This is a genomic window from Bacillus suaedaesalsae (assembly GCF_016890225.1).
GTDB lineage: Bacteria > Bacillota > Bacilli > Bacillales > SA4 > Bacillus_BS > Bacillus_BS suaedaesalsae.
In genome coordinates this window covers 1-22,098 of record NZ_JAFELM010000021.1, presented here as the reverse complement: position 1 = coordinate 22,098, position 22,098 = coordinate 1, and the positions used below count along the sequence as shown (strand labels likewise).

Here is a 22,098-nt window from a genome sequence, read left to right as displayed (position 1 = left end):
TTTTTGTTTCATTATTTTGTTTCTCTGTGTAGAGTAACTCTCTTTAGTCTTGGGCTGTATTTTTTAAGCTCAATACGTTCTGGATTGTTACGCTTATTTTTCTTCGTAATATAGTTACGATCGCCAGTTTCTGTACAAGCTAGAGTAACAGTAACGCGCATGTATATCCCTCCAAACATTACAATTAAATCAGACTTCACTATGATACCATTGTTCGCGAATAAATGCCAGTCCAATTTAACAAAACATAAATAACTATAACTTCCATTCTAAACAGTCTCATATATTCCGATTAAATTTTGATATTGCGTAACCGTTCTTTCTCCAATGCGATCCCAGTTATATTGTAGATAAGCCGTTTTTTGTCCATTTTCAGCAAGCTTTTCAGAAAGCTTCTTATTCGTTAATAGAACGTGAATCGCCTTCGTTAATTCTTCACTTGAACCAGGAGTAACAGATATGCCCGTTACACCATTTTTCACAAAGCTAATAAGTCCTCCTGTTCTAGACACAACGACCGGCTTCTTTGCAATCATTGCTTCTAGTGCAGCAATGCCAAATGGCTCATATAAACTCGGGAATACCGAAACATCACACGTACGGAGTAATGCATTTCTTTCATCATCCTCAACAAACCCAATCATATGTACATAGTCTTGTAGATTCTTCTCTACGATTTCGTCATGATACCTTTTCTCTAAAGGACCAGTCCCAGCTATAATGAACGTAACATTCGGTACTTTATCAATGATTTGAGGTGCTGCATCAATAATCGTCTGAAAACCCTTCTCTGGAACTAATCTACCCATCGAAAACACAACAAGCTGATCATGAATAAAATTTTCCCATATGTAGTTTTTGCCTTCCACAGGTTTTTCCGTAAAAAAGGATCTGTCTACTCCGTTTGGAATAACTTCAATTTTTGCGAGTGCTTCACGTTCGATGCTGCTAACCTCTTGCTTCATATAATCACTGCATACAATAATCGTATCTGCCTTTTGAATGAGAAGACGTTCTTTTTCTGAAATGGCGGTCTGCAGTGGTGTGTGAATTCCTCCATTACGTCCATGTTCTGTCGCGTGAATAGTTGCCACTAACGGAATGTTAAGAGCCTTTTTTAATGTAATAGCAGAGCTTTCGACTAACCAATCGTGTGCATGAATCACATCAAAGTTAATCCTCTTGCTCAATTCCAACACTCGCTCAACCATACTTAAATTGAGGCCGCCAATCCAATGGAGGAAATCTTCTGAATGCGGCTGATATCCTTTTACACGATATACATGAATGCCATCAACTAGTTCATATTCAGGACTATCTCCCTCTTTGGCTGTAATCACATAAACCTCTTGACCTAATTGTACGAGAGATTTCGATAATTCATATACGTGCCTCGCAAGTCCTCCGATCATTCTCGGCGGAAACTCCCAAGACAATAGTAATACCTTTTTTGCAGCTGAAGGTGTTTGCTCATTTTTTACAAATTCATCATGTGGGGATTGCAGGATTGACAGATCAATCTCTTTCATAAATGGATAATCAGCTTCTAGTGAGTTGATGAATTGTTCTGATAGCCTTCCATGCTCCAGTTCTTTCATAATAGTATGGAACCTTTTTATATGTTCCTTGCATCGATTGGTTGCATATTGGCTTGCACTCTCATTATCAACAATAAATGCCCAATCACTGCTCGTTGCTAGCATCCATTCTCTGCATAGCTGCTTCATTGCCATTACGATAAGTGGTTGAGACAAATCCATACTAGATACTGCTTCCACAAGGTTTGTTTCCATTGTATGTAAATGTCTGTACATCCACTCGTTCTTTTCGTTTAGCCATACATCTCCATACCCTTCTCTTCCCCATGTTGAGAATGTAAAGTGACTCGTCTCTAAATCACGATAATGACGGTTAATGTAATCAGTCGGAGTAATATACTCAATATCATCTAGTTGATTGGAAATAACTTCATGGAAGAATTCTGGTCCTTCAAACCACCAATGTCCAAATAATTCTGCGTCAAAAGGCAATGTAACGATGTGAGGTGGAAAGCTTTGGTCCCCATATTTAGTTCGGTGCTCTTGTAAAACTGAAGCAAAATGATTTGCATGTTCTTTTACTTTTTGACGGGCTACTTCATGATTATAGATTTCTTTATATTCCGTATTACCTGTAATACGGTGCATTTTAATTCCTGTATCGATTCTAATTCCATCAGGATGAACGTAAGGCGCGATATAGTCCCAATCACGATCATAGGCAATGTCTCGATAAAACTCACGATAATGGTGATCTCCGGGATAACCGTAGGATGAACTCCAAATACGATTTGAAATATCATGATTTCTGGCAAATAATGCAACTCCATGCGGAGAATACACCGGAGCACCTGCTCCTTTTGAAGGTGTGGGATCTGCAAAGTTCATTGCATGTTCATCGACAAATGCAAAGCGAATTCCTTCACGATGTAAAATGGCATCTATACCAGGGGTATACGCACATTCTGGTAACCACATTCCATTCGGTCTCTTTCCAAAATGTTTCTCAAAGCAAGTAATGCCATGTTTAACTTGCATATGTACTCCTTGCTTTGTTTGGAGGTATGGCAGGAACGTATGAGTAGCAGAGGAAGTGATACACTCTATCTTCCCCCCATTATAATGATACTTAAATCCTTCTAATATATTTTGATTCCATTTTAAGAACGTAGTACGAATTTTTTCGTATCGCGCTTCGTAAAAGCTGACAACACTTTGTTCCTCTAATGAGGTTGCCAGTTCTTTTTCTTTTCGCAGCAATGATTCTGTTTGTTCTAGATATAGTAAATATCTTCGTTGCACTAATGGATCTGCCAGCATTTCCATTAACGGCGGAGAAAAAGAGATTGTCCACTTTTGTAAATGATCATCTTTTTCCAGCTGCCATAATAACGGAATATAACATTCAGTCATTGCCTCATATAACCAACGTTCTTCTAATCTATTTGCCTCGCGGTGTCTTACATATGGTAAATGTGCATGGAGAACAAAATTTACATACATAAAGCCCATTACCTTCACCCTCTATTCCTTTTATTTTCGAAGTAGTTTTTCATAATAAGAGTAGGTCGAAAAGTTTTCTAGCCATGCAGGACTAGACGACTGACCCTGCTTCCACTCATGAACACTTTCTGTAAAGAGCCCTGCTTGGTTTACATCATTTCTAGGTGTATCAATTGGATTTGACCTTAATAATGTAAAGAAATGACCTTGATCTGTTTTTACACCAAGTTCCGCAATATATGTTTGATTTGGCTCCAAGTCACGTATAAACCAATTATTCGTCATTTCAGGTAATGGAAGTTCAAATTCTCCGTGTGCATTATGCCCATTAAACATAATTGAAGTAATATGATAGATTTTTAAATACTTTGTCATTGAGCTGAAGCTTCTTTGAAAGTTCGTTTCTACCCATTGAACCTTTGTTTTGGACAAGTCCCAATATAAATAAATAGAAGTCGAATTTTGCACCATTAAGCATAAACGTTCCAAGTTATATTCAGTAGGTAATGATTGAGGTAATTGTAATATAATTTGTGATTTGGGCTCATGTTCCTTAACTTCATGGTCCTTCGTGTACTTAGACCAACTATAATGCACTTTCCCAACTGTCGAGTTTAGCTCTCTAGCAATCTCGCGAAAGCTCAAACCCTGATCTCTAAATCTCAAAATATCCTGTATCACTCTATTCACCCCAACTTATTAATTTATGTAATACGAACAGTAATTATGCATCTTCTCACCATCTTAACACCCTATTGTTTCCCCTACAATAAACGCAAATTGTCGTATTATGCGAATATAGATGGAGTCTAGCCTACAGATGATTATTAAATTTCAGAAAGCGATTTCAATATGGTTTACGACAAAAAAATGAAAATAAAGTGACAAAGTATTACATAAAAAAAGTCGACTTTTTATGTATTGCTAAAAGTCGACTCTACTTTTCATACTTTTGGTTATTTATCAGTTTCAATTAAAGGAACATTATTCAAGATCAAGGCAGGGGAAATTCCAGGATTCTCCCTTTCATTATGATAGAAAGCATCATTAATTTTTGAATTTGCTGCGTTCGCCTCACTATCAAAATTATTGCTCTCTGAATGAACTTTTCCTTTTTGTGTAATTTTATTATTTGTTTCTGTAACTTTGTTTATGTCATTCAACTGAATTCCTCCTTTATCTCTTTATCTTTAGGAGGATTGAGACATTCTATTCGTCAATTGGATAACTATACATATTTTTGTAAAAAATAAAGAAAACGGTGAAACTACACATGTTTAGTTTTATAACTAACTATGGTATAAATAAACATAGCGAATTATGTAAAAGAATGTTTGAGGTGAAACAATGGAATATATCTTAATTGGATTGCTCTCCTTTGCCGTTCTTCTTCTTGTCTTATCGTTCTTTAAACGTGATAAGGTAAACGATATAGAAGATCAACTAGAGCAATTATCATTAACGGTGATGCAGGAGAACTACCAAATGAAGAAGAGATTAAAAATTCTAGAAGAAGAACTTCTCTTTCATGACGATGATCTGCACAAAACGTTAAAGAAATAAGAACAATGTGAGGTAGGTTATGACCAAAGGTTTTATGCGAGGATTTTCACTTGGAATTATTTTAACTTGTTTACTTGTCTTTTTCATAGATAATCCTTTTCGTAAAGATAATGAATCGTTAGTAACAAAGGAAACTCCCTTAACTGAACAATCAATCAGTGCTGCACTAAAAGAAAAAGGGCAAGTAGCCATAAGTACTGAGGAGATTAATCGGTTAAAACAAATTGAACAGCAACTGGCTACCAAACCAGCTGAAGAAGCTGAGGAAGCTACGCCAGCACAAGACGAGAGTTCAACAGAACAGGATGCTCCGATAACTTATGTATTAGAAATTCAATCAGGTATGGCCAGTACGGAAATCAGCAAAAAGTTAGCTGAAGTAAAAGTTATAAATAATGCTGCTGATTTAGACAACTACCTCCAAGAAAAGGATTGGGAAGGTAAAATCCAAATCGGAACATTTGAGGTAAACAGTAAAATGTCGCTAGATGAGATTGCTCGAATTATTACAAAACAATAAATGATAAAAATGAGGCTACCCAAAAGTAATTAAAAGATGACTTTTGGGCAGCCTTGTTTTATTTTCTAATATTAATGAATTGTTAATTTTAAAATAACGTCCGTTCTATTACACTAAGTAGTAGATAGTAGATTACCTTAAAATATAATTAATTCTCCTCAACAACATATCCATTTTATTCAGAGTTGACTCTAAAAGTCTTCATTTAAAAACCGTCTCTTTACCTATGCATTTAAATCATAGTGTTGGCCTTTTACTTGGTAGAAGATGTTTTCCCCAATATTTGTTGCATGATCTGCCGTTCGTTCAATATATCTGGCAACAAAAGCCAATTGTGTAATTTGAGCGATATGGTCTGGATACTTTGGCATCATTGAAAGTAACTCTTTCGTAATGACACCGTACATTTCGTCAACTCGATCATCGATTTCTGAAATTCTCTTTGCAAGTACTAAGTCTTCCTCATTATAAGCTCTTAATGACTCTTCAAGCATTTCTATTGAGAGTTTGTGCATCTTCGGAAGATCATCCAATGGTTTAATTAATGATTCAGATCCAATACGGATTGTTGATTTAGCAATATTTACTGCATGGTCTGCCATGCGCTCAATATCAGCCGCGATCTTCAATGAAACGATAATTCTTCTAAGATCAACCGCAACAGGTGATTGCTTAGCAATTAAAAGAATGGCAAAGTCATTAAGCTCTAATTCAAGTTTATCAATTTTGGAATCATCTTCAATAACTGATAATGCTTTTTCTATATCTTGCTCAACAAGAGATTCCATAGCAATAACTAAAGAATCTTTTGTCATTCTCCCTAATTCTAACAGCATTTCTCTTAGTTTGTTTAATTCTATTTCGAACTTCTCACGAACCACCATATATTATCACCCGCTTCTATTATTTTCGGCACATCATCCAAATCGACCAGTAATATAATCCTCTGTTCTCTTATCTCTAGGATTTGAGAAGATGTCATCTGTTTTGCCGAATTCAACAACTTCTCCATTTAAAAAGAATGCAGTTTTATCTGAAATACGAGCTGCTTGCTGCATATTGTGTGTCACAATAATAATACTATAGTTTTTCTTAAGTTCTTGCATTAATTCTTCAATTTTCAAGGTTGAAATTGGGTCTAATGCAGAAGTTGGCTCATCCATTAGAATAACATCAGGCTCTATTGCTAAACAGCGTGCAATACATAAACGTTGTTGCTGTCCACCCGATAATCCGTATGCATTCTCGTGAAGACGGTCCTTTATATCATCCCAAATCGCTGCACCGCGAAGACTTTTCTCTACGATTTCATCTAGTACTTTTTTATCACGAATTCCATGAATCTTAGGACCATATACGATATTCTCATAAATGGATTTTGGAAAAGGATTAGGCTTTTGAAACACCATTCCTACATTTGTTCTAAGCTCTTCTACTTTATATGATCTGTCTAAAATATTTCGACCTCTATACAGGATCTCACCCGATACACGAACAGTTGGCACTAATTCGACCATTCTATTTAACGTCTTAATGTAAGTAGATTTACCGCAACCTGAGGGACCAATAATTGCCGTAACTTCATTCTCATAAACAGAAAGATTAATATTTTTTAACGCTTGATCATTTCCATACCATAAGTTTAAGTCTTTTGTATCATATACAATGGTTGTCTGACTACCGGAATTCACTGTATCGTCTTCCTTCAGTCCTTTATTTACTTGATTTTCAGTACTTGTTATTACAGCCATTACTCATTACCCCCGACCATTATTAATATCTCTTCTGAAATTTGTTTCTGATTGCTACTGCAATTGAATTCATCACAAAAAGCACGACTAGCAGGACCAATATCGTAGCAGCAGCTAAATTTGCATACTCTTCATTAAGTGGAGAATCTAACGTCCAATAATAGATTTGCATAGGTAATACAGTAAACTTATCTAAAATACCATCAGGTAAAGGAATTAATAAAGCTGGTATACCTAATACAACAAGTGGTGCCGTCTCTCCAATGGCTCTTGAAAGAGCTAAAATTAATCCTGTTAAGATACCAGGAAGTGCTGCTGGTAATACAACATTCTTAATTGTTTGCCATTTGGTCGCACCCATTCCATACGACGCTTCTCGCAAAAACTGTGGTACTGCCCTGATTGCTTCTTGGCTAGCCACAACAACTACTGGAAGAACAAGTAAAGACATCGTTAATCCACCGGCTAAAATAACTGCATCTAAGTCCAATGTTCTAACGAAGACTGTTAAACCTAGAATACCGAACACAATCGATGGTACACCTGCAAGATTAGAAATGTTTGTCTGTATAAAAGACTGTAAGCGTCCTTTTTTTGCATATTCTTCTAAATATATAGCTGTACCGATACCTAAAAACATGGTTACAGGTGCAACAACTACCATTAGCCATAGTGTACCGAAGATAGCTCCTAAAATCCCTGCTCTTTCAGGATTGGTTGAAAGTTTATTTGTTAGAAACTGAAAGTCAATCCATCCAGCACCTTGTATTATGACGCGATAAAATAATATGACTAATACCACAATTCCAAACAGTGTTGCCAATAGGAATAAAATCTTAGCTAGTTGGTTTGTGAACAACCTTGAATTCATCTTCTTTTCTACGAGTTCTTGATCTACATATTTCATTTTTAATATTCCTCCCTATACTTGCGAGAGACGTATCCAGCTATAAAGTTCATGATAAGTGTGAACACAAATAACGTCATAGCAACAGCATACAAACTATAGTAGAGTGTTGATCCTGCTGGTGCATCTCCACCTGTAACTTCGACTATATATGCTGTCATCGTTTGCATAGATTGGGTAATGTCGAATGTAAAGTTTTTGGAACTTCCACTTGCAATCGTAACAATCATTGTTTCACCGATCGCACGAGAAATACCAAGTACGAACGAAGCAATAATACCGGAGATGGCAGCTGGTACAACTACTTTCCATGTTACTTCTAACTTAGTTGAACCTAGTGCTAATGCACCTTCTCTCATTGAATTCGGTACCGAACTCATTGCATCCTCAGATAATGAAGCAACCATAGGAATGATCATAATACCCATTACGATACCTGGGCTTAATATATTGGTTGGTTCTAATCCTGGAACAATTGCCATAAGAATAGGAGTTACAAATGTGAAGGCGAAGAAACCATAAACAATTGTCGGAATACCGGCTAGTATTTCTAGAATTGGTTTAAGTGTTCTTCTCACCTTATCAGAAGCATACTCACTTAAGAATATAGCGGTCATTAAACCGATAGGAATTGCAACAAGCATTGCTATAGCAGACGACATTAACGTTCCCATTAATAACGGAAGAACTCCAAATTGAGCATTTTCACCAAGTGGTTTTAATACGGTACCTGTGAAAAACTCAATAAATGATACTTGTTTAAAGAATTCAATTGTCTCAAATAAAAGTGTAAATATAATTCCGACAGTTGTGAGGATTGATATAATCGCAATTCCAAGTAAAAACTTCGGAATGAATTTTTCCATCACAGAATTAATATTGTTTTTGCTTTTGTTTTCCTTAATCATTTCTCTAATATTTGAAGCATTATTTGTCTCGTTTGAGTTTTTCTTTACCATTGTCTTTGAAATACCCCTTTCACCTTATCTTCTAAGGAGAAAAATACTATCTATCATTACTTATAAACATCAAGAAAATAGCCAAAAAGATGAGAAGCTGAGTACCCTCTCATCTTTAAGCCAATAAAATGCTTATTGTTATTTAATTTCTTCTAATTCGCTAAGTGTGTTCTTTAATTCTTCTTCAGGAAGCGGAGCAAAACCAGTCTCTCCAGCAACATTACCTGCCTCTTTTAATACATATTTAGCAAAGTCTAATACTTGTGGCTTTTCTTTTGCCATACCAACATTTAAATATGTGAATACTGGGCGAGTAAATGGAGCGTAGTCTCCGTCCTCTTTAATTGTGTCAAGCGTTGGCTCAACACCACCATTACCGAAGTCAACTTTTACAGCAGTTAATTTATCAGTGTTATTTTCATAATAACCATATCCGAAGAAACCAATTGCATTTTTATCCTTAGAAACTAAATCTACTAAAGTAGAGTAATCTTGTTGTAAGTTAACTCCCTCAACTAAATCTTTTTCTTCAAGAATGTTTTCAAAGAAGAATTCATAAGTTCCGTGATTTTCGTTAGGACCGTAAGTTTTAATTTCTTCATCTGGGAAATCGGAACGGACATCTGACCATTTCTTCATGTTTCCACTAGCTAAGAAAATGCTTTTAATTTCTTCAGCAGTTAATTCAGTAGCCCAGTCATTATCTTTATTGATAACAAATGTTAAACCATCTAGTGCTACTTTAATTTCTTTAACGTCTAAGCCAAGTTCTTCTGCAGTTGCTAATTCTTCTTCTTTAATTTGACGAGATGCATCATTGAAATCTGTTCCGTCTTCAACTAAGAATTTTTTAAAACCAGCACTTGTACCTGCACGACTTACTTCTACTGAAACATTTTCTTGCTCGTTAGTCATATAATCATCAGCTAATCTAGCCATTAATGGATAAACAGTACCAGATCCATCAATTACAACACTACCTTCTAATCCTTCTGAACCAGCTTTTTCATCATTTCCACATGCAGCAAATACTGCAACTAGTGTTCCCATTACTAAAAGTAATAGTAGGCTTTTTAAGCTTTTCATTCCTTAATTCCCCCTAAGAGCATTTATGTGTTGTCCTACAAGTAATACAATAAAGCTTTAGTGTTAATTCCGTTTTAATGAATTGTAAAGCTTTTGTAAATTCATAAAAAAGCTTGTATAACTTACTTTCTATTTTTTTCAATCCTTAACTTTAGTATGAGTATTTACTAATTAATTTATCAATCCAAAAAAATAAATGACATAGTCATATTCCTTTTATACAGTAGAACCACCTTCACCATCAGCTGGTTTACGTTGAGAAATCGTCGACTTATATGCTTTTTTATCACGATCATTTTTATTAACTTCCACTTTTCGAATAAAGAAGTAAATAAGAGAGTGTCCAGCTCCTACTATACATAAGAGAATTGGAATACCAGTCTTCTCGTCAAAGAAAAAGATAGTACCGAGAAATAATATAATTGAAACGACTCTCCCAAGATTCAAGTACAGTTCTCTTACGACGATATACTCAATTCTCATTTCGGCTGCGTTCCACCCCTGTCCAATTACATCATAGGTCATTGACATATATGGAACCAGCAATAAAGGATATGCAATGGCAATAATGACGGCATACATAATCAATCTCATGTATGTTAAGTCAATAACAATTAAAAAAATCGCTAAGTACAAGATCAATCCACCTATTAAGATCGCCTTTTTCCGATGCTTTTCTTTTATAAACCTTGTAACGGTGTAATACGCAATAAAAGAAACAAGTGAATTAACAAGGCTATACTTCCCTAATGCTAATTCACTATTTGTCGTAATAAAGACGAACACTGAAATGATAAAAATAAACGTACCTTCTCTTAACCCTTGAAAGAAATGAGCACTTGTTATCATTTTCCAATTAAAATTATTCTTTCGTTCCTTAACAATTCGAACGAAATCAAAGCTACCGTCACATGGCCTGCGGTGAAGGAACATACTTAAGATGACGGCACCTGAAAACAGAATTAACGAGATTGTAAAGATCACCTTATACCCTGTAAACCTCTCCATGTTAGAAATGATGAAACCAGAGAGTATAGGTCCTACCATACCGGAGAACGAACTTAATAATCCTAGAAATCCGTTAAAAAAGTCTCTTGTTTCAGGCTCAGTTATTTCAAAGGTTAAAACATTAAAGGCTAACCAATAAAATCCGTATCCGATTCCTAGAATAGAACCTAGTAGAAGTAAATATTGGGAAGCTTTGTCTCCGATCATTAAAACCGAAACAAAGAAGATCGCTAAGAAGATAACACCTAATCTCAGTACCATAACCCGGTCTATTTTCTTAGCCCACCTACCGGCTAAGATAAAGGCCAAGGGCTGCAATACGACAATTGCAAGATTATACAAGCCGATGTCCATAAATTGTCCGGATTGTTTCCATAAATACACGTTCACAAAAGTATTGGATAGGGCAATACTTAATGAGTAAAGTGCACCGATGGACAATAACAAAATTAAATTTTTGTTAATTTCAACATCACCAATTATTTTTTTTAGTTGCATGACTGTCTCCCCTTTGTCTTGACTATTTTCTCCGTAAAGAGGGGAGATATGTAAAAAAACAAAATTTTACCACATAAAAAAAGCGACGATTAATTATCGTCGCTTTCGTTCAACTTATATATTACTTTGCAGCAGTGTATCTCTTTGATACTTCATCCCAGTTAACTACATTCCAGAAAGAAGAGATGTAGTCAGGACGACGGTTTTGGTAGTTTAAGTAGTAAGCATGCTCCCAAACGTCTAAACCAAGAACTGGAGTCTTACCTTCCATTAAAGGAGAATCTTGGTTTGGTGTGCTTGTCACTTCAAGTTCACCGTTATTCACAACTAACCAAGCCCAACCAGAACCAAAACGAGTTGTTGCAGCAGCAGCAAATTGCTCCTTAAATGCATCAAGACTACCAAACTTAGCGTTGATTGCTGAAGCAAGGTCACCAGTTGGCTCACCGCCACCGTTTGGAGAAAGAATTGTCCAGAATAAGCTGTGGTTTGCATGACCACCACCGTTGTTTCTTACAGCAGTGCGGATGTTTTCAGGGACAGCATCTAAGTTAGCTACAAGTTCTTCAACAGACTTGCTAGCAAGCTCATCGTGACCTTCTAACGCGTTATTTACATTTGTAATGTACGTGTTATGGTGCTTTGTGTGATGGATGTTCATTGTTTCTTTGTCAATGTGTGGTTCTAACGCATCGTATGCGTATGGTAATTCAGGTAATTGATACTTAGCCATGTGGAATTCCTCCTAATATGTATAAAAGTATTTTATGGACATTGTTATAATATCCAATAATTAATTTAACATTACCAAATTATAGCTACACTTTCAATTAATTAGCTTTATACACGTTTGGAATTTCCTTAATAAATATCCTGTCTCATAAAAGTAATAAATGAAATGAATAAACCTATTAATGCCCACACAGTTAGTATAATTAAAGAAAACCCTAATGTCATACCTTCTATAGGCGGTGCATTGCCAGATAGATAACTCGTTAAATTTAAATTAATCATGAATAAATATTTCGCCGATTCCCATGATGTTACCATATTACTTAAAATCATCCCCGAAATTAAGGCTGCTAGCATGACTCCCATTCCAGTTGGTGTATTTTTGATTAACGTCGATAACATAAACATTAGCGTTGAAATCACAATGGCAACAAACCAGATGAGACTATATTCCATAAATAAATAGTGCCATTGGGGAATCATTTGGGCTGCATTCGTATTTAACGCACCTTCCTCTGCAGAAAATCCGATAATTACCGGTGCATTCCACCCTTTATAACCGAAAACAGCACCCGAAATTATGTAGGATAAAAGAGCGAAAATTACAATCACAAATGATACGGTAATAAGTAAAGCAAAATATTTACTTAATAAAACCTTCCACCTTTTTACCGGCCGTGTTAACAGCAGCTTTATCGTTCCTGCGCTACGTTCAGACGAGACTAGGTCTGCCGCAATAATCATGACTAAGAGTGGAATTAACAAATTTATTGAGTTTTCTCCGAATAACCTCATAAACGAGGGTGCTCCTGGCTCTAACGGATTAATGTTTTGATCTAGATAATACTGTTGTTGCTGAACTCTTAGCTGTAACTGACTTCGCCATTCATCGGAAATTCGACTACTTGCTAAACGATTTTGGATATCAATGATTTGTTGTTGAAGTGTAGTTCTCCAGTCATCGCTCCCAAATTGCTCTAATAACCTTTTTTGTTCCTTATATTGAGCATATGTAAATAATGAAACGAGTACCGCGATAATTAGCGCAACAATTACTATCTTTTTGCGCCTAACAATCTTTAACATTTCATTTTGAATTAAGCTAATCATGAGACTCACCACCTGTAAATTCAAGAAATAAGTCTTCTAGTGTTGGCATTTTCCGTTTCATTTCATATATATTAATCCCACTTTCCACTAGCTTTTTGCTCATTAAAGAAGCTTGAACCTTATCATATGTAGTAATGAGTTCTTTATCTTCCCCTTCCACAACAGAGGTAAAGCTCTTCAGTATTTCTTTTGCTTTTTCATGAGGTTCTACCTTCCAAACTAATTGTTCTTGCAATGTTAACAGATTGGAGACGGAATCTACCTTAATAATTTCTCCCTTTAAAATGATGGCAACCCGGTCACACATTAATTGGATCTCACTTAAAAGATGACTTGAAACTAATACTGTTAATCCTTCTTCTTCTGCTAAATAACGAATGAAGCTTCTCATTTCTCGGATTCCCATTGGATCAAGCCCATTTGTTGGTTCATCTAAAATCAATAATTTAGGCTTACCTAATAACGCTTGTGCAATTCCAAGTCGTTGTCTCATACCAAGTGAGTAGTTTTTAACAGGTTCATGAATTCTTTCTTCAAGCCTAACCAATTCAATGATCTTCTGAATGTATTGTTGGTCTACATTTGGTAACATTCTTGCAAAATGCATAAGATTTTCATAACCAGTTAAATAGGAATAAAGCTCCGGATTTTCAACGATGCATCCTAATTGACTCATCGCTTCCGAAAAATGAGTCTTTACATTTTTCCCACCTATCTCAATCGTTCCCGAGGTCGGTTTTATAAGTCCAACAAGCATACGAATGGTTGTTGTTTTTCCCGCGCCATTTGGACCGAGAAAACCAAATACTTCTCCTTTTTTTAACTCAAAATCTAAACCCTTAATGATTTCCTTCTTACCAATTATCTTTTTCAAGCCCTTTACAGAAAGAGTCGTCTGTTCCACTTCACTCACTCCCTTACCACGTAATTAAAGACGCAACGCGTTCAGCTATTAGTCTGTATCCCTCAGTATTAGGATGAAACTTATCTGAATATAAATAGTCATTCACTTTTAGTTGAAATAAATCAAACGTCGGTACGAACACTGTGTTTGGATATTGATCTAGAAGTTTGCTCGTATCAAAATTCCATTGCCTTACCACATCTGTCGTAACTTCTGCATCAGCTAAATCAATAAATGGATTGTAAAGTCCGACTAAGTAAATTGTCGCGTTTTCATTTGTTTCACGAAGATTAGTGATTATTTGTTCAAGGTTTTGAAGATACTCTATTCGAATTTGGTCTACCTTCTCCAAATCTAAGCTCAACAAAGTTTGACCACTTTGGAAAAGGTCATTTCCACCGATCGTAATGACGACAATATCAGCTTGTCCAACTTGTCTTTGGACTTCTTGCTTTTTAACTAAATCTAAAAGTTGATTCGAACGATAACCCGTTATACCAAGGTTATGAATTGTGATTTCTTCGTTTGTCTTTTCCTGTAATTGTTCAACTAAATATCCAATATAGCCTTTTCCATCAGCGTCCCCAGTACCTCTCGTTAATGAGTCGCCAAGTGCTACAATGTCTTTCTCTTCATTCTCATTCTCTGTTTCTACTCGATCAGGTGTATTTACAGCAATCTCTTGTTTTTGTCCGAAGAAATGGGTATTAAGTGTCCACCCAAATCCAATAAGTAAAAAGAAAAAGGAAAATATAGAAATAACAATCGATACTGGAAGAATATAATTTTTCATTTCATCACTCCTCTGGCCAAGCTGTAAGTATATTTCTTTATTTTATAAGAAAGTATTACCAAATACCAACAACCAAGATAACTTGACGATAAAACCCATAAACACTTTACCACTTTAAAGGAATGGGGGACAGGCCCCCATTCCTTTAAAGTGGTAAAGTGTTGTTCAGTGAAAAAAAAAGCTGCAAGTGCAGCTTTTAGAAGATTATTATAAAGAAATGTATAATCATGATAATTTGAATAATTAATTTCACAATTGTACTACTTAAAAAACCTAATACTGATCCAACGCCTACTTTAAAAGCTTCTTTTATTGGTTTCCTTTTAATGATTAATTCAGCCAATATCGCTCCTAAAAATGGACCAAGAATGATACCAGCGAATGGGATGACAAATGGACCTATGATTAGACCAATCGTGCTACCCCACTCTGCTACTTTCGAGCCACCGAACTTTTTTACTCCTAATATATTTCCTAAGTAGTCCGCGACTAATAGCAATACGATAAACAATCCTTGGATAACCCAAAAGAAAATAGATAAGGAATCGAATGTAAAGAATATCCCGTATGCAATATAACCAAGTACTAAAAATAAAAGACCTGGGATAATTGGATATACTAATCCAATAAAAGAAAGTGCAAATAAAATAATAATGACTAACCAATAAAGTATTTCCATATAGTGCTCCTTTTCTCTTGTTATGCTTCACTCTGTTAAGATAAAATATAGACGTATGTATAAGGAGGTAAAACAATTTGACAATTATTCAAAGTTGGTGGAAGAGCTTATATTCTCCGAAAGATATTGCGATAAAACGATTTGATAAAATAGGTAAGACTATTCTATATGTATTTCTTCTTTCACTGTTCTCAATTATTCCAGCTTCAATCTATTCTAGCCAAGATGTAGTTGAAGTAGCCAATGAGTTTGATGAAATTGTAAAGACTAGCATTCCAGAATTTGAAATTGTAGATGGAAAACTAAATACAGACATTTCAACGCCAACAACGGTTGTACATAATAATACGTATATTTTAATTGATTCGACTGGTGAATGGGATGCTTCTGAATTAAATCAATATGACCAAAGCATAGGACTACTTCAGAAAGAATTCGCCTATAATATTGGTGGTACTATACAAACGCTACCATACACGACGTTAAATGGCATGATCTCATCCAAAGATGATTTCGTAAACTTCGTTGATAAGATGATATCGATATTGCCTTTATTAATTGCACTAATTATTATTGCATCTTACATTTTCTCTGCTGGGATTAAGTTTATCGAAATATCGATCATCGCATTGTTTGGACTTACATTTACACGATTATTAAATAAAAATTTACCGTATAGAAAACTTTGGTTATTAAGTGCATATGCAATTACACTTTCTGTAACATTCCTGACGCTGATGCACCTTCTCAATATTACAGTCGTGTATTCATACTTCGTTTATTGGTTTGTATCGTTAACGATGCTCTATCTTTCACTTCGAGAAATACCTGCAAAACAATAATAAATTTTTTAGGGTTGAGATTTATTCCTCAACCCTTTTTATTAGTATTTTTGTTCCGTCGACTTTATCTACAACTACCTCCACACCAGTTTCAATCCACTCTCCATCACTTACTGCACTATAAAGCTTGCCATCAATTTCAATCGTTCCAACAGGTCTAAAGGGTGTTATAGTCTTTCCCGTTCTACCTACTAATGAATCATAAGAAGAATTTATAGAATTGTACCCTTCCTCAGATGTTAACCGGTCCTTTAAGGCAACTTTTGACCACATCTCCCTACTACGAAACACCTTTAAGAACAATGGTGACAGTAAACCACCGATTATTAAACCTGCACCTGATAAAATGCCGTAAACGATAGAAGGAGCTGGAATCACAACTGCTGCTACCATCATAATGACACCAATGATAGCAACTGTTCCATCATTGATGAATTTCCCATCTAAAAAGACGAGTAGTAATCCGCCTACATATAACCCAACAATCCAAATTAGATGCTCTCCAGTATTATGAAAAATAAAATATGAAGTAATGAGTGCTAAGCCTAATACTCCAAATAGACCTCTTGTCTTCACTAGCATTTCACCGACTAAAAAAAGAGTTGCAAGAAGTAAAACGAAAAAACCTACAGATGGTATCATTAATAAATCCATCACGTCACTCTCCTTTATGTTCATTATTAATTTTTACGAATCACAACAATAAAAGTTTCATTCAGGTAAAAATTTTTATGGAATATTTTCATAGGACAAGCATACTGTGTATAAAATGTAACTTTTATGAAAGCAGGTGCTTTATGAAAAAATTACTTATTCTACTAATCTCAGTACTTGTCATATATTGTATTTACGTTGATTTACAATCCGGAACATTACCGTTATCACAAGTAGCTTCTGCTCAGGAGAAGGAAATAAAAAGTGATAAACAAGAGAAAAAGAATAATACTACATATATAGAAGTGACAGTTAAGCCAGGAGATACTGTCCTGTCCATTCTTGAAAAAAATCTGAAGGGAGATTTGCCTGTATCCATTACAACAGTCGTAAAAGATTTCGTAGACTTGAATAAGGTTGAGCCTGAGAAAATACAAATAGGAAAGAAATATAAGATTCCTATGTACCAATAACAATCGACAATTAGTATAATTAATACATTACTTTATCATGGCCAAAGACTTCGACGTACAAATATGTGTAAGTGGTCAAACTACTTGTCATGATTTCATATCCATTGATACAATAAGAAGGACTTTTATAATTTTTGTAGTCTAAAAATGATTATGAACTACATAATCAAAAGGAGCGAATAGTTAGTGGGCGAAATTGTACACCGTACGAAAACACGTCCTGTCAAAGTTGGTAACCTAACGATAGGCGGCAGTGATCAGTTAATTATACAAAGTATGACAACAACAAAGACACATGATGTTGAAGCAACAGTTGCTGAAATTAAACGACTTGAAGAAGCAGGGTGTCAAGTTGTTCGTGTTGCTTGTCCTGATGAACGTGCAGCAAATGCAATCAGTGAAATTAAGAAGAGAATAAATATCCCTCTTGTAGTAGATATTCATTTCGACTATAAGCTTGCGTTAAAAGCAATTGAGGGTGGAGCTGATAAGATCAGAATAAATCCTGGTAATATTGGACGTCGCGAAAAAGTGGAGGCAGTTGTAAATGCTGCTAAAGCAAAGGGAATTCCGATTCGTATTGGTGTTAACGCTGGTTCTCTTGAAAGAAAAATTATCGAGAAGTATGGCTATCCTACTGCTGACGGGATGGTAGAAAGTGCTCTTCATCACATTAAAATTCTAGAAGATCTTGACTTCTATGACATTATTGTATCGATGAAAGCATCTGATGTAAATCTTGCCATTGAAGCTTATGAAAAAGCAGCTAAAGCTTTTGATTATCCTCTTCACTTAGGAATAACAGAATCTGGGACACTCTTTGCAGGAACAGTAAAAAGTGCAGCGGGTCTCGGTGCTATCATTAGCAAAGGGATTGGAAACACTTTACGTGTAAGCTTAAGTGCAGATCCAGTTGAAGAAATAAAAGTTGCAAGAGAGCTTTTGAAATCATTTGGATTAATTTCAAATGCAGCAACACTCATTTCATGTCCGACTTGTGGGCGTATCGAAATCGATTTAATCAAAATTGCAAATGAGGTAGAAGAATATATTTCTTCCATTAAAGCACCAATAAAGGTTGCTGTTCTTGGATGTGCTGTAAATGGTCCTGGAGAAGCTAGAGAAGCTGATATTGGAATTGCAGGTGCTAGAGGCGAAGGATTGTTATTCCGTCACGGAGAGATTGTTCGTAAAGTTCCTGAAGAAACAATGGTTGAAGAGTTAAAGAAAGAAATTGACAAAATTGCAGAAGAAAAGTTAAAAAGCATGGCACAATAAGTGCCATGCTTTTTTTTGTACTATCCTCTAAAAGAACGGTAACACAAACATACCAACAATGATTGAAATTGCTCCTATACCAATTGCCCAAGCACCTAATCTTGTTGCTCCTCGTCTTCTTGCAATGAAACCAATGATAATCCCAGCAGCTCCTAATACAATAGGCAGTACAAATAATGAAAGGATTGACAAGGCTAAGGCTAGTCCACCAATTCCTTTACCACTTGTTACATTATCAACCATACCATCGTTGTTACTCATAGTATTAGTTGAGTTTGCATTAGTGTTCTCTGCATCTGCATTACCATTATCGCGTCGATTGAAATCAATGATTTTTGGTGCTACCTCTGCTGCATATTCTTCATTAGCGAAATCCGAAGTACTTTGAGTACTACTATTTGCTACCGTTGAATTTACATTATTTGAGGCGGTTTTCTCTTTTCGATTGAAATCAACAATCTGTGGTGCAATTTCAGAAGCATACTCTTCATTCGACAATGATGAAGATGAAGAATTACTTTTTGAAATAGATGCTCCACTTGCGATATTCACACCATTGCTAGAACTGAAGTCAGCATTTTCGGATGCAAATTCCGTCTCATATTCATTATTTGAATATGAAGACGTGGCATTTTTATTGAGTTCATACTTATTCTTGGATGAATCATTGTTATCAAATTGATTTGGCATAAGAATCCCTCGCTTTCCTTTGGTTAAGGAGCATTTATTAGTATGGGACTGTTTCACTAAATTATAGGTGTTAATATTTTCATACTATTTATTTCATCTATAGGTAGTACTCAAATATGTTACAATTTAATTATTATGCAAAATAAGGAGTAAATTCAGCTATGACAAATAGAAAACTTGGCATTGATATCGACGGGACGATAACGAATCCCAATACCTTTATTCCCTATCTAAACAAAACCTTTAATAAAAATTTAACGATGGATGATATTAAGGTATATAACCTTGCAACCGTTCTTGGAATAACAAATGAAGAGTTTTATACATGGATGAAGGAGCATGAACCAACGATTTATAAAGATGCTCCATTAGTGAGTCATGCGATTTCAACTCTCTCTGATTGGGAAAAGCAGCATCAGTTAATTTATATAAGTGCAAGACCTATCGACTACCTAGAAGTAACAAATGAATGGTTCAAAAAGAATAATGTTCCTTACCATCACATTGAGTTAATTGGAAAACACGATAAGCTAGATGCCGTAAAACATCACGGTGTAGAAGTGTTCTTTGAAGATAAGCATGACAATGCATGTGATATTAGTGAAGAATGTGATATTCCTGTTTTGTTATTTAATACTCCATATAACCAAGACCCTGTGCCTTCAAAGGTCATTCGTGTAAATGACTGGAAGGAAGCTAGAAAATGGGTGGATAATTATTTTATAAAATGACTTTGTTAACAATATGTTGATTTCCGCGTGAAGCACTCCCTTTCCGCGGGGGGCGGTGAGCCTCCTGATATGAACGAAACTGTCAAGGCTCCCACTCTTCACCAGGTTTGGATTGTCTTTTGACCAACTCTAAGAAGAGAAGCTATTTACGGCTTCTTTTCTTGATTTTGTTAGTTAGCAAGCCATTCTGGCTAGAATAGCTCCTTCTTTAGCTTACTGACCACTTCTCACTTCTTTGTATGTCTGTCAAGTGGTCTCCTTGACTGTCATACAAAGAAGTGAGAGACTCCATTAAGCTATAGAAGGAATCTGTTCCTTTCTCCTTTTTTTGACTTGAATAGAAGTTAAGAACACGGCACGAAGGCAAAAATCTCTACTGCGGTTTACGCTCTGATATCCGTGGGTTTTCACATTTTATCTTTCCGTATAAAGGACTAATCCACTAACTCGGCACGTGCGTTAATCTATTTAGATATAGCACAGAGGAGGCCACGTGGGTTTTCCTTTCCGGTTTTTTTCTTTGCCTTCGAGCCCTGTTCTCAATCATCTATCTTTCTTCGTAAATTATTCGTGTGAAATTAAAGCCATACATAAAAAATGGATCAATAATACCTATATCACCGTAACATGACAACTTGTAAGATCAAAAACTAGCGTTTTTTACTTCTTCTACCTCTTGTGTAATAGCCCAAATAAAACCAGCTAATTCTCTGGCAACTGCAGTAATTGCTTTTCCACTTTCTTTTCCTCTTGATAATAATCGGTAATACTTTTTATGAAGTCGGTTTTGTGCTTTCCAGGATATCGCTTGAATAGTGGGGGACTGTCCATTTTGTCGTCTCATCAATTCTCCTTTAACTGACGGTTGATAACGATAACTCCATGCAGCTTCTACTAATAAGCGTCGTACATGACGATTCCCTGTTTTTGTGATGCTCCCTTGTATTCTTCTTTCACCACTTGAGTATTCACTTGGTATTAAACCAATATAGGCCATTAATTGTGTTGGTGATGAGAAACGTTTGAAAGAACCTATCTCCGCTACAAGACTAGTCGCAGTAATAAGAGCTACACCTCTTAGTGATTGTAAGGCTTGAATGGTTGGGGCGTGTACGCCCTCCGTTGCCTGAACTCTAATTTCTTCCTCTAGTCTTAAAATTCGTTGTTCTAGCTCTTTCAATTGATGATAATATTCTTGAAAGACCACACGTAGTTTGGAGCTTTCAAATTTTAATGCATCCAGCCATCTACGATATTTGACCGTCCATTTGTTCACACCTGACGGTGGCTTAATGTTATTACGAAGCAAAAATTTACTCAAACGGTGCCTTGCCCTAAGTTCATCTTCTTTTGCATCTTCACGACATCTTACAAGATCACGGAGAGCTTCATCCTCTTCGTTTGGAACATAGATGTTAGTTAATTCTCCTGCTCGATATAACTGAGCCAGTCGAATAGAGTCTCTACGATCTGTCTTAATACGTTCACCTGGTCTTTTAGGTATGAGAGATGGGGCTATCACATCACAATGAACACCTAGGGAAAGTAATAATCTATATAGTGGGTATCCAGTTGGACCGGCTTCATAACAGACTCGAAGAGTCTCGGTGTTTCCAAGTTTATTTATTAATTTCCTAACTGCTTCTGGTGTGTGAGGAATTACTCCCCAGTATCTCGGCTCTTCTCGCCCCTCATCCGCGATCGCAACTGCAATTTTTTCTTTTGATACGTCTAAACCTACATATTTTATGGTATCCTTCATAATAACTAGCTCCTTCCGTAATGTAGCTCTGATTTGGTTTGTTTTTACCAGTAAACATTCTAACCAAATTAACCTACGATGTTACGAGTAAGGAGCTAGTTTCGTTCATGATAACTC

At 35.8% G+C, this 22,098-nt stretch carries 24 protein-coding genes; 6 read left to right on the top strand and 18 right to left on the bottom strand.

The genetic code is table 11. From position 1 onward, the window contains the following. Positions 1-11 precede the first annotated feature (11 nt). The 4 genes from rpmG to JR050_RS06110 form a co-directional block, all read right to left on the bottom strand. Positions 12-161: a 50S ribosomal protein L33 gene (gene rpmG / locus JR050_RS06125; RefSeq protein ID WP_149218494.1), complete on the bottom strand. Its 150-nt coding sequence runs from the start codon at positions 159-161 to the stop codon at positions 12-14. Between the two features lie 108 nt (positions 162-269). After that, positions 270-3,050 (bottom strand): 1,4-alpha-glucan branching protein domain-containing protein, encoded by a 2,781-nt coding sequence (locus JR050_RS06120; protein WP_204202630.1) that lies wholly within the window; start codon positions 3,048-3,050, stop codon positions 270-272. Positions 3,051-3,071: 21 nt separating this feature from the next. After that, the gene (locus tag JR050_RS06115) at positions 3,072-3,722 is read right to left on the bottom strand and encodes a DUF4912 domain-containing protein (RefSeq protein ID WP_204202629.1); all 651 of its coding nucleotides are present in this window, start codon (positions 3,720-3,722) and stop codon (positions 3,072-3,074) included. Positions 3,723-3,997: 275 nt separating this feature from the next. After that, complete coding sequence (locus JR050_RS06110; RefSeq protein WP_204202628.1) at positions 3,998-4,204, bottom strand: hypothetical protein; 207 nt, start codon at positions 4,202-4,204, stop codon at positions 3,998-4,000. A 184-nt stretch (positions 4,205-4,388) separates the two neighbouring features. Between JR050_RS06110 and JR050_RS06105 the strand changes: the two genes are divergently transcribed. Continuing rightward, positions 4,389-4,604, top strand: coding sequence for a hypothetical protein (locus tag JR050_RS06105; protein WP_204202627.1), 216 nt, complete (start codon positions 4,389-4,391; stop codon positions 4,602-4,604). A 19-nt stretch (positions 4,605-4,623) separates the two neighbouring features. Then, positions 4,624-5,124 carry a hypothetical protein gene (locus tag JR050_RS06100; protein ID WP_204202626.1) on the top strand — a complete coding sequence of 167 codons (501 nt, stop codon included), beginning with the start codon at positions 4,624-4,626 and terminating at the stop codon, positions 5,122-5,124. 224 nt (positions 5,125-5,348) lie between these two features. Here JR050_RS06100 and phoU read toward each other — a convergent pair whose 3' ends face one another. From phoU to JR050_RS06045, 11 genes are all read right to left on the bottom strand, one after another. After that, the gene (gene phoU, locus JR050_RS06095; RefSeq protein WP_204202625.1) at positions 5,349-6,008 is read right to left on the bottom strand and encodes a phosphate signaling complex protein PhoU; all 660 of its coding nucleotides are present in this window, start codon (positions 6,006-6,008) and stop codon (positions 5,349-5,351) included. 33 nt (positions 6,009-6,041) lie between these two features. After that, the gene (gene pstB / locus JR050_RS06090) at positions 6,042-6,875 is read right to left on the bottom strand and encodes a phosphate ABC transporter ATP-binding protein PstB (protein ID WP_204202624.1); all 834 of its coding nucleotides are present in this window, start codon (positions 6,873-6,875) and stop codon (positions 6,042-6,044) included. A 22-nt stretch (positions 6,876-6,897) separates the two neighbouring features. Next, a complete protein-coding gene (gene pstA / locus JR050_RS06085) occupies positions 6,898-7,782 on the bottom strand; it encodes a phosphate ABC transporter permease PstA (protein ID WP_204202623.1) in 885 nt (294 codons plus the stop codon). Between the two features lie 2 nt (positions 7,783-7,784). Continuing rightward, positions 7,785-8,741, bottom strand: coding sequence for a phosphate ABC transporter permease subunit PstC (gene pstC / locus JR050_RS06080; RefSeq protein ID WP_204202622.1), 957 nt, complete (start codon positions 8,739-8,741; stop codon positions 7,785-7,787). Between the two features lie 138 nt (positions 8,742-8,879). Beyond that, the gene (locus tag JR050_RS06075; protein WP_204202621.1) at positions 8,880-9,827 is read right to left on the bottom strand and encodes a PstS family phosphate ABC transporter substrate-binding protein; all 948 of its coding nucleotides are present in this window, start codon (positions 9,825-9,827) and stop codon (positions 8,880-8,882) included. Positions 9,828-10,043: 216 nt separating this feature from the next. Beyond that, on the bottom strand, positions 10,044-11,333 hold the full coding sequence (locus JR050_RS06070) for an MFS transporter (protein ID WP_204202620.1): 1,290 nt from the start codon (positions 11,331-11,333) through the stop codon (positions 10,044-10,046). 121 nt (positions 11,334-11,454) lie between these two features. Next, entirely contained in the window at positions 11,455-12,066 is a 612-nt protein-coding gene (gene sodA / locus JR050_RS06065; protein WP_204202619.1) for a superoxide dismutase SodA, read from the bottom strand. Positions 12,067-12,194: 128 nt separating this feature from the next. Further along, positions 12,195-13,175 carry an ABC transporter permease gene (locus JR050_RS06060; protein ID WP_204202618.1) on the bottom strand — a complete coding sequence of 327 codons (981 nt, stop codon included), beginning with the start codon at positions 13,173-13,175 and terminating at the stop codon, positions 12,195-12,197. Beyond that, positions 13,168-14,079: an ATP-binding cassette domain-containing protein gene (locus JR050_RS06055; RefSeq protein WP_204202617.1), complete on the bottom strand. Its 912-nt coding sequence runs from the start codon at positions 14,077-14,079 to the stop codon at positions 13,168-13,170. The genes JR050_RS06060 and JR050_RS06055 overlap by 8 nt, the downstream gene beginning before the upstream one ends. 13 nt (positions 14,080-14,092) lie before the next feature. Then, positions 14,093-14,872, bottom strand: coding sequence for an SGNH/GDSL hydrolase family protein (locus JR050_RS06050; RefSeq protein WP_204202616.1), 780 nt, complete (start codon positions 14,870-14,872; stop codon positions 14,093-14,095). 196 nt (positions 14,873-15,068) lie between these two features. Continuing rightward, positions 15,069-15,551: a DUF456 domain-containing protein gene (locus JR050_RS06045; RefSeq protein WP_204202615.1), complete on the bottom strand. Its 483-nt coding sequence runs from the start codon at positions 15,549-15,551 to the stop codon at positions 15,069-15,071. A 77-nt stretch (positions 15,552-15,628) separates the two neighbouring features. Here JR050_RS06045 and JR050_RS06040 point away from each other — a divergent pair, with 77 nt between their 5' ends. Beyond that, positions 15,629-16,393, top strand: coding sequence for a DUF1189 domain-containing protein (locus JR050_RS06040; RefSeq protein WP_204202614.1), 765 nt, complete (start codon positions 15,629-15,631; stop codon positions 16,391-16,393). A 21-nt stretch (positions 16,394-16,414) separates the two neighbouring features. Here the strand turns inward: JR050_RS06040 and JR050_RS06035 are convergent, their stop codons facing one another. Further along, positions 16,415-17,047, bottom strand: coding sequence for an NfeD family protein (locus tag JR050_RS06035; protein ID WP_204202613.1), 633 nt, complete (start codon positions 17,045-17,047; stop codon positions 16,415-16,417). A gap of 143 nt (positions 17,048-17,190) precedes the next feature. Between JR050_RS06035 and JR050_RS06030 the strand changes: the two genes are divergently transcribed. Together JR050_RS06030 and ispG are read left to right on the top strand one after the other, a co-directional pair. Then, positions 17,191-17,520 (top strand): LysM peptidoglycan-binding domain-containing protein, encoded by a 330-nt coding sequence (locus JR050_RS06030; RefSeq protein ID WP_204202612.1) that lies wholly within the window; start codon positions 17,191-17,193, stop codon positions 17,518-17,520. Between the two features lie 195 nt (positions 17,521-17,715). Next, the gene (ispG, locus tag JR050_RS06025; protein ID WP_204202798.1) at positions 17,716-18,798 is read left to right on the top strand and encodes a flavodoxin-dependent (E)-4-hydroxy-3-methylbut-2-enyl-diphosphate synthase; all 1,083 of its coding nucleotides are present in this window, start codon (positions 17,716-17,718) and stop codon (positions 18,796-18,798) included. A 27-nt stretch (positions 18,799-18,825) separates the two neighbouring features. Here ispG and JR050_RS20790 read toward each other — a convergent pair whose 3' ends face one another. Beyond that, positions 18,826-19,257: a DUF308 domain-containing protein gene (locus JR050_RS20790; RefSeq protein ID WP_430392865.1), complete on the bottom strand. Its 432-nt coding sequence runs from the start codon at positions 19,255-19,257 to the stop codon at positions 18,826-18,828. A gap of 392 nt (positions 19,258-19,649) precedes the next feature. Here JR050_RS20790 and JR050_RS06015 point away from each other — a divergent pair, with 392 nt between their 5' ends. Further along, complete coding sequence (locus tag JR050_RS06015; protein WP_204202611.1) at positions 19,650-20,219, top strand: hypothetical protein; 570 nt, start codon at positions 19,650-19,652, stop codon at positions 20,217-20,219. A gap of 643 nt (positions 20,220-20,862) precedes the next feature. Here JR050_RS06015 and JR050_RS06010 read toward each other — a convergent pair. Then, positions 20,863-21,981, bottom strand: a complete 1,119-nt coding sequence (locus tag JR050_RS06010) for an IS110 family RNA-guided transposase (RefSeq protein ID WP_204201818.1) — start codon at positions 21,979-21,981, stop codon at positions 20,863-20,865. Between the last annotated feature and the right edge of the window lie 117 nt (positions 21,982-22,098).

Coding starts and splice junctions, on each gene's coding strand:
- JR050_RS06120 (WP_204202630.1), bottom strand. CDS start 3,050: ATGGGCTTTATGTATGTAAATTTTGTTCTCCATGCACATTTACCATAT.
- JR050_RS06060 (WP_204202618.1), bottom strand. CDS start 13,175: ATGATTAGCTTAATTCAAAATGAAATGTTAAAGATTGTTAGGCGCAAA.
- JR050_RS06050 (WP_204202616.1), bottom strand. CDS start 14,872: ATGAAAAATTATATTCTTCCAGTATCGATTGTTATTTCTATATTTTCC.
- sodA (WP_204202619.1), bottom strand. CDS start 12,066: ATGGCTAAGTATCAATTACCTGAATTACCATACGCATACGATGCGTTA.
- JR050_RS06035 (WP_204202613.1), bottom strand. CDS start 17,047: ATGGATTTATTAATGATACCATCTGTAGGTTTTTTCGTTTTACTTCTT.
- JR050_RS06075 (WP_204202621.1), bottom strand. CDS start 9,827: ATGAAAAGCTTAAAAAGCCTACTATTACTTTTAGTAATGGGAACACTA.
- JR050_RS06030 (WP_204202612.1), top strand. CDS start 17,191: ATGAAAAAATTACTTATTCTACTAATCTCAGTACTTGTCATATATTGT.
- pstB (WP_204202624.1), bottom strand. CDS start 6,875: ATGGCTGTAATAACAAGTACTGAAAATCAAGTAAATAAAGGACTGAAG.
- rpmG (WP_149218494.1), bottom strand. CDS start 161: ATGCGCGTTACTGTTACTCTAGCTTGTACAGAAACTGGCGATCGTAAC.
- pstA (WP_204202623.1), bottom strand. CDS start 7,782: ATGAAATATGTAGATCAAGAACTCGTAGAAAAGAAGATGAATTCAAGG.
- JR050_RS06015 (WP_204202611.1), top strand. CDS start 19,650: ATGACAAATAGAAAACTTGGCATTGATATCGACGGGACGATAACGAAT.
- JR050_RS06105 (WP_204202627.1), top strand. CDS start 4,389: ATGGAATATATCTTAATTGGATTGCTCTCCTTTGCCGTTCTTCTTCTT.
- JR050_RS06100 (WP_204202626.1), top strand. CDS start 4,624: ATGACCAAAGGTTTTATGCGAGGATTTTCACTTGGAATTATTTTAACT.
- pstC (WP_204202622.1), bottom strand. CDS start 8,741: ATGGTAAAGAAAAACTCAAACGAGACAAATAATGCTTCAAATATTAGA.
- JR050_RS06070 (WP_204202620.1), bottom strand. CDS start 11,333: ATGCAACTAAAAAAAATAATTGGTGATGTTGAAATTAACAAAAATTTA.
- phoU (WP_204202625.1), bottom strand. CDS start 6,008: ATGGTGGTTCGTGAGAAGTTCGAAATAGAATTAAACAAACTAAGAGAA.
- JR050_RS06010 (WP_204201818.1), bottom strand. CDS start 21,981: ATGAAGGATACCATAAAATATGTAGGTTTAGACGTATCAAAAGAAAAA.
- JR050_RS06045 (WP_204202615.1), bottom strand. CDS start 15,551: ATGGAAATACTTTATTGGTTAGTCATTATTATTTTATTTGCACTTTCT.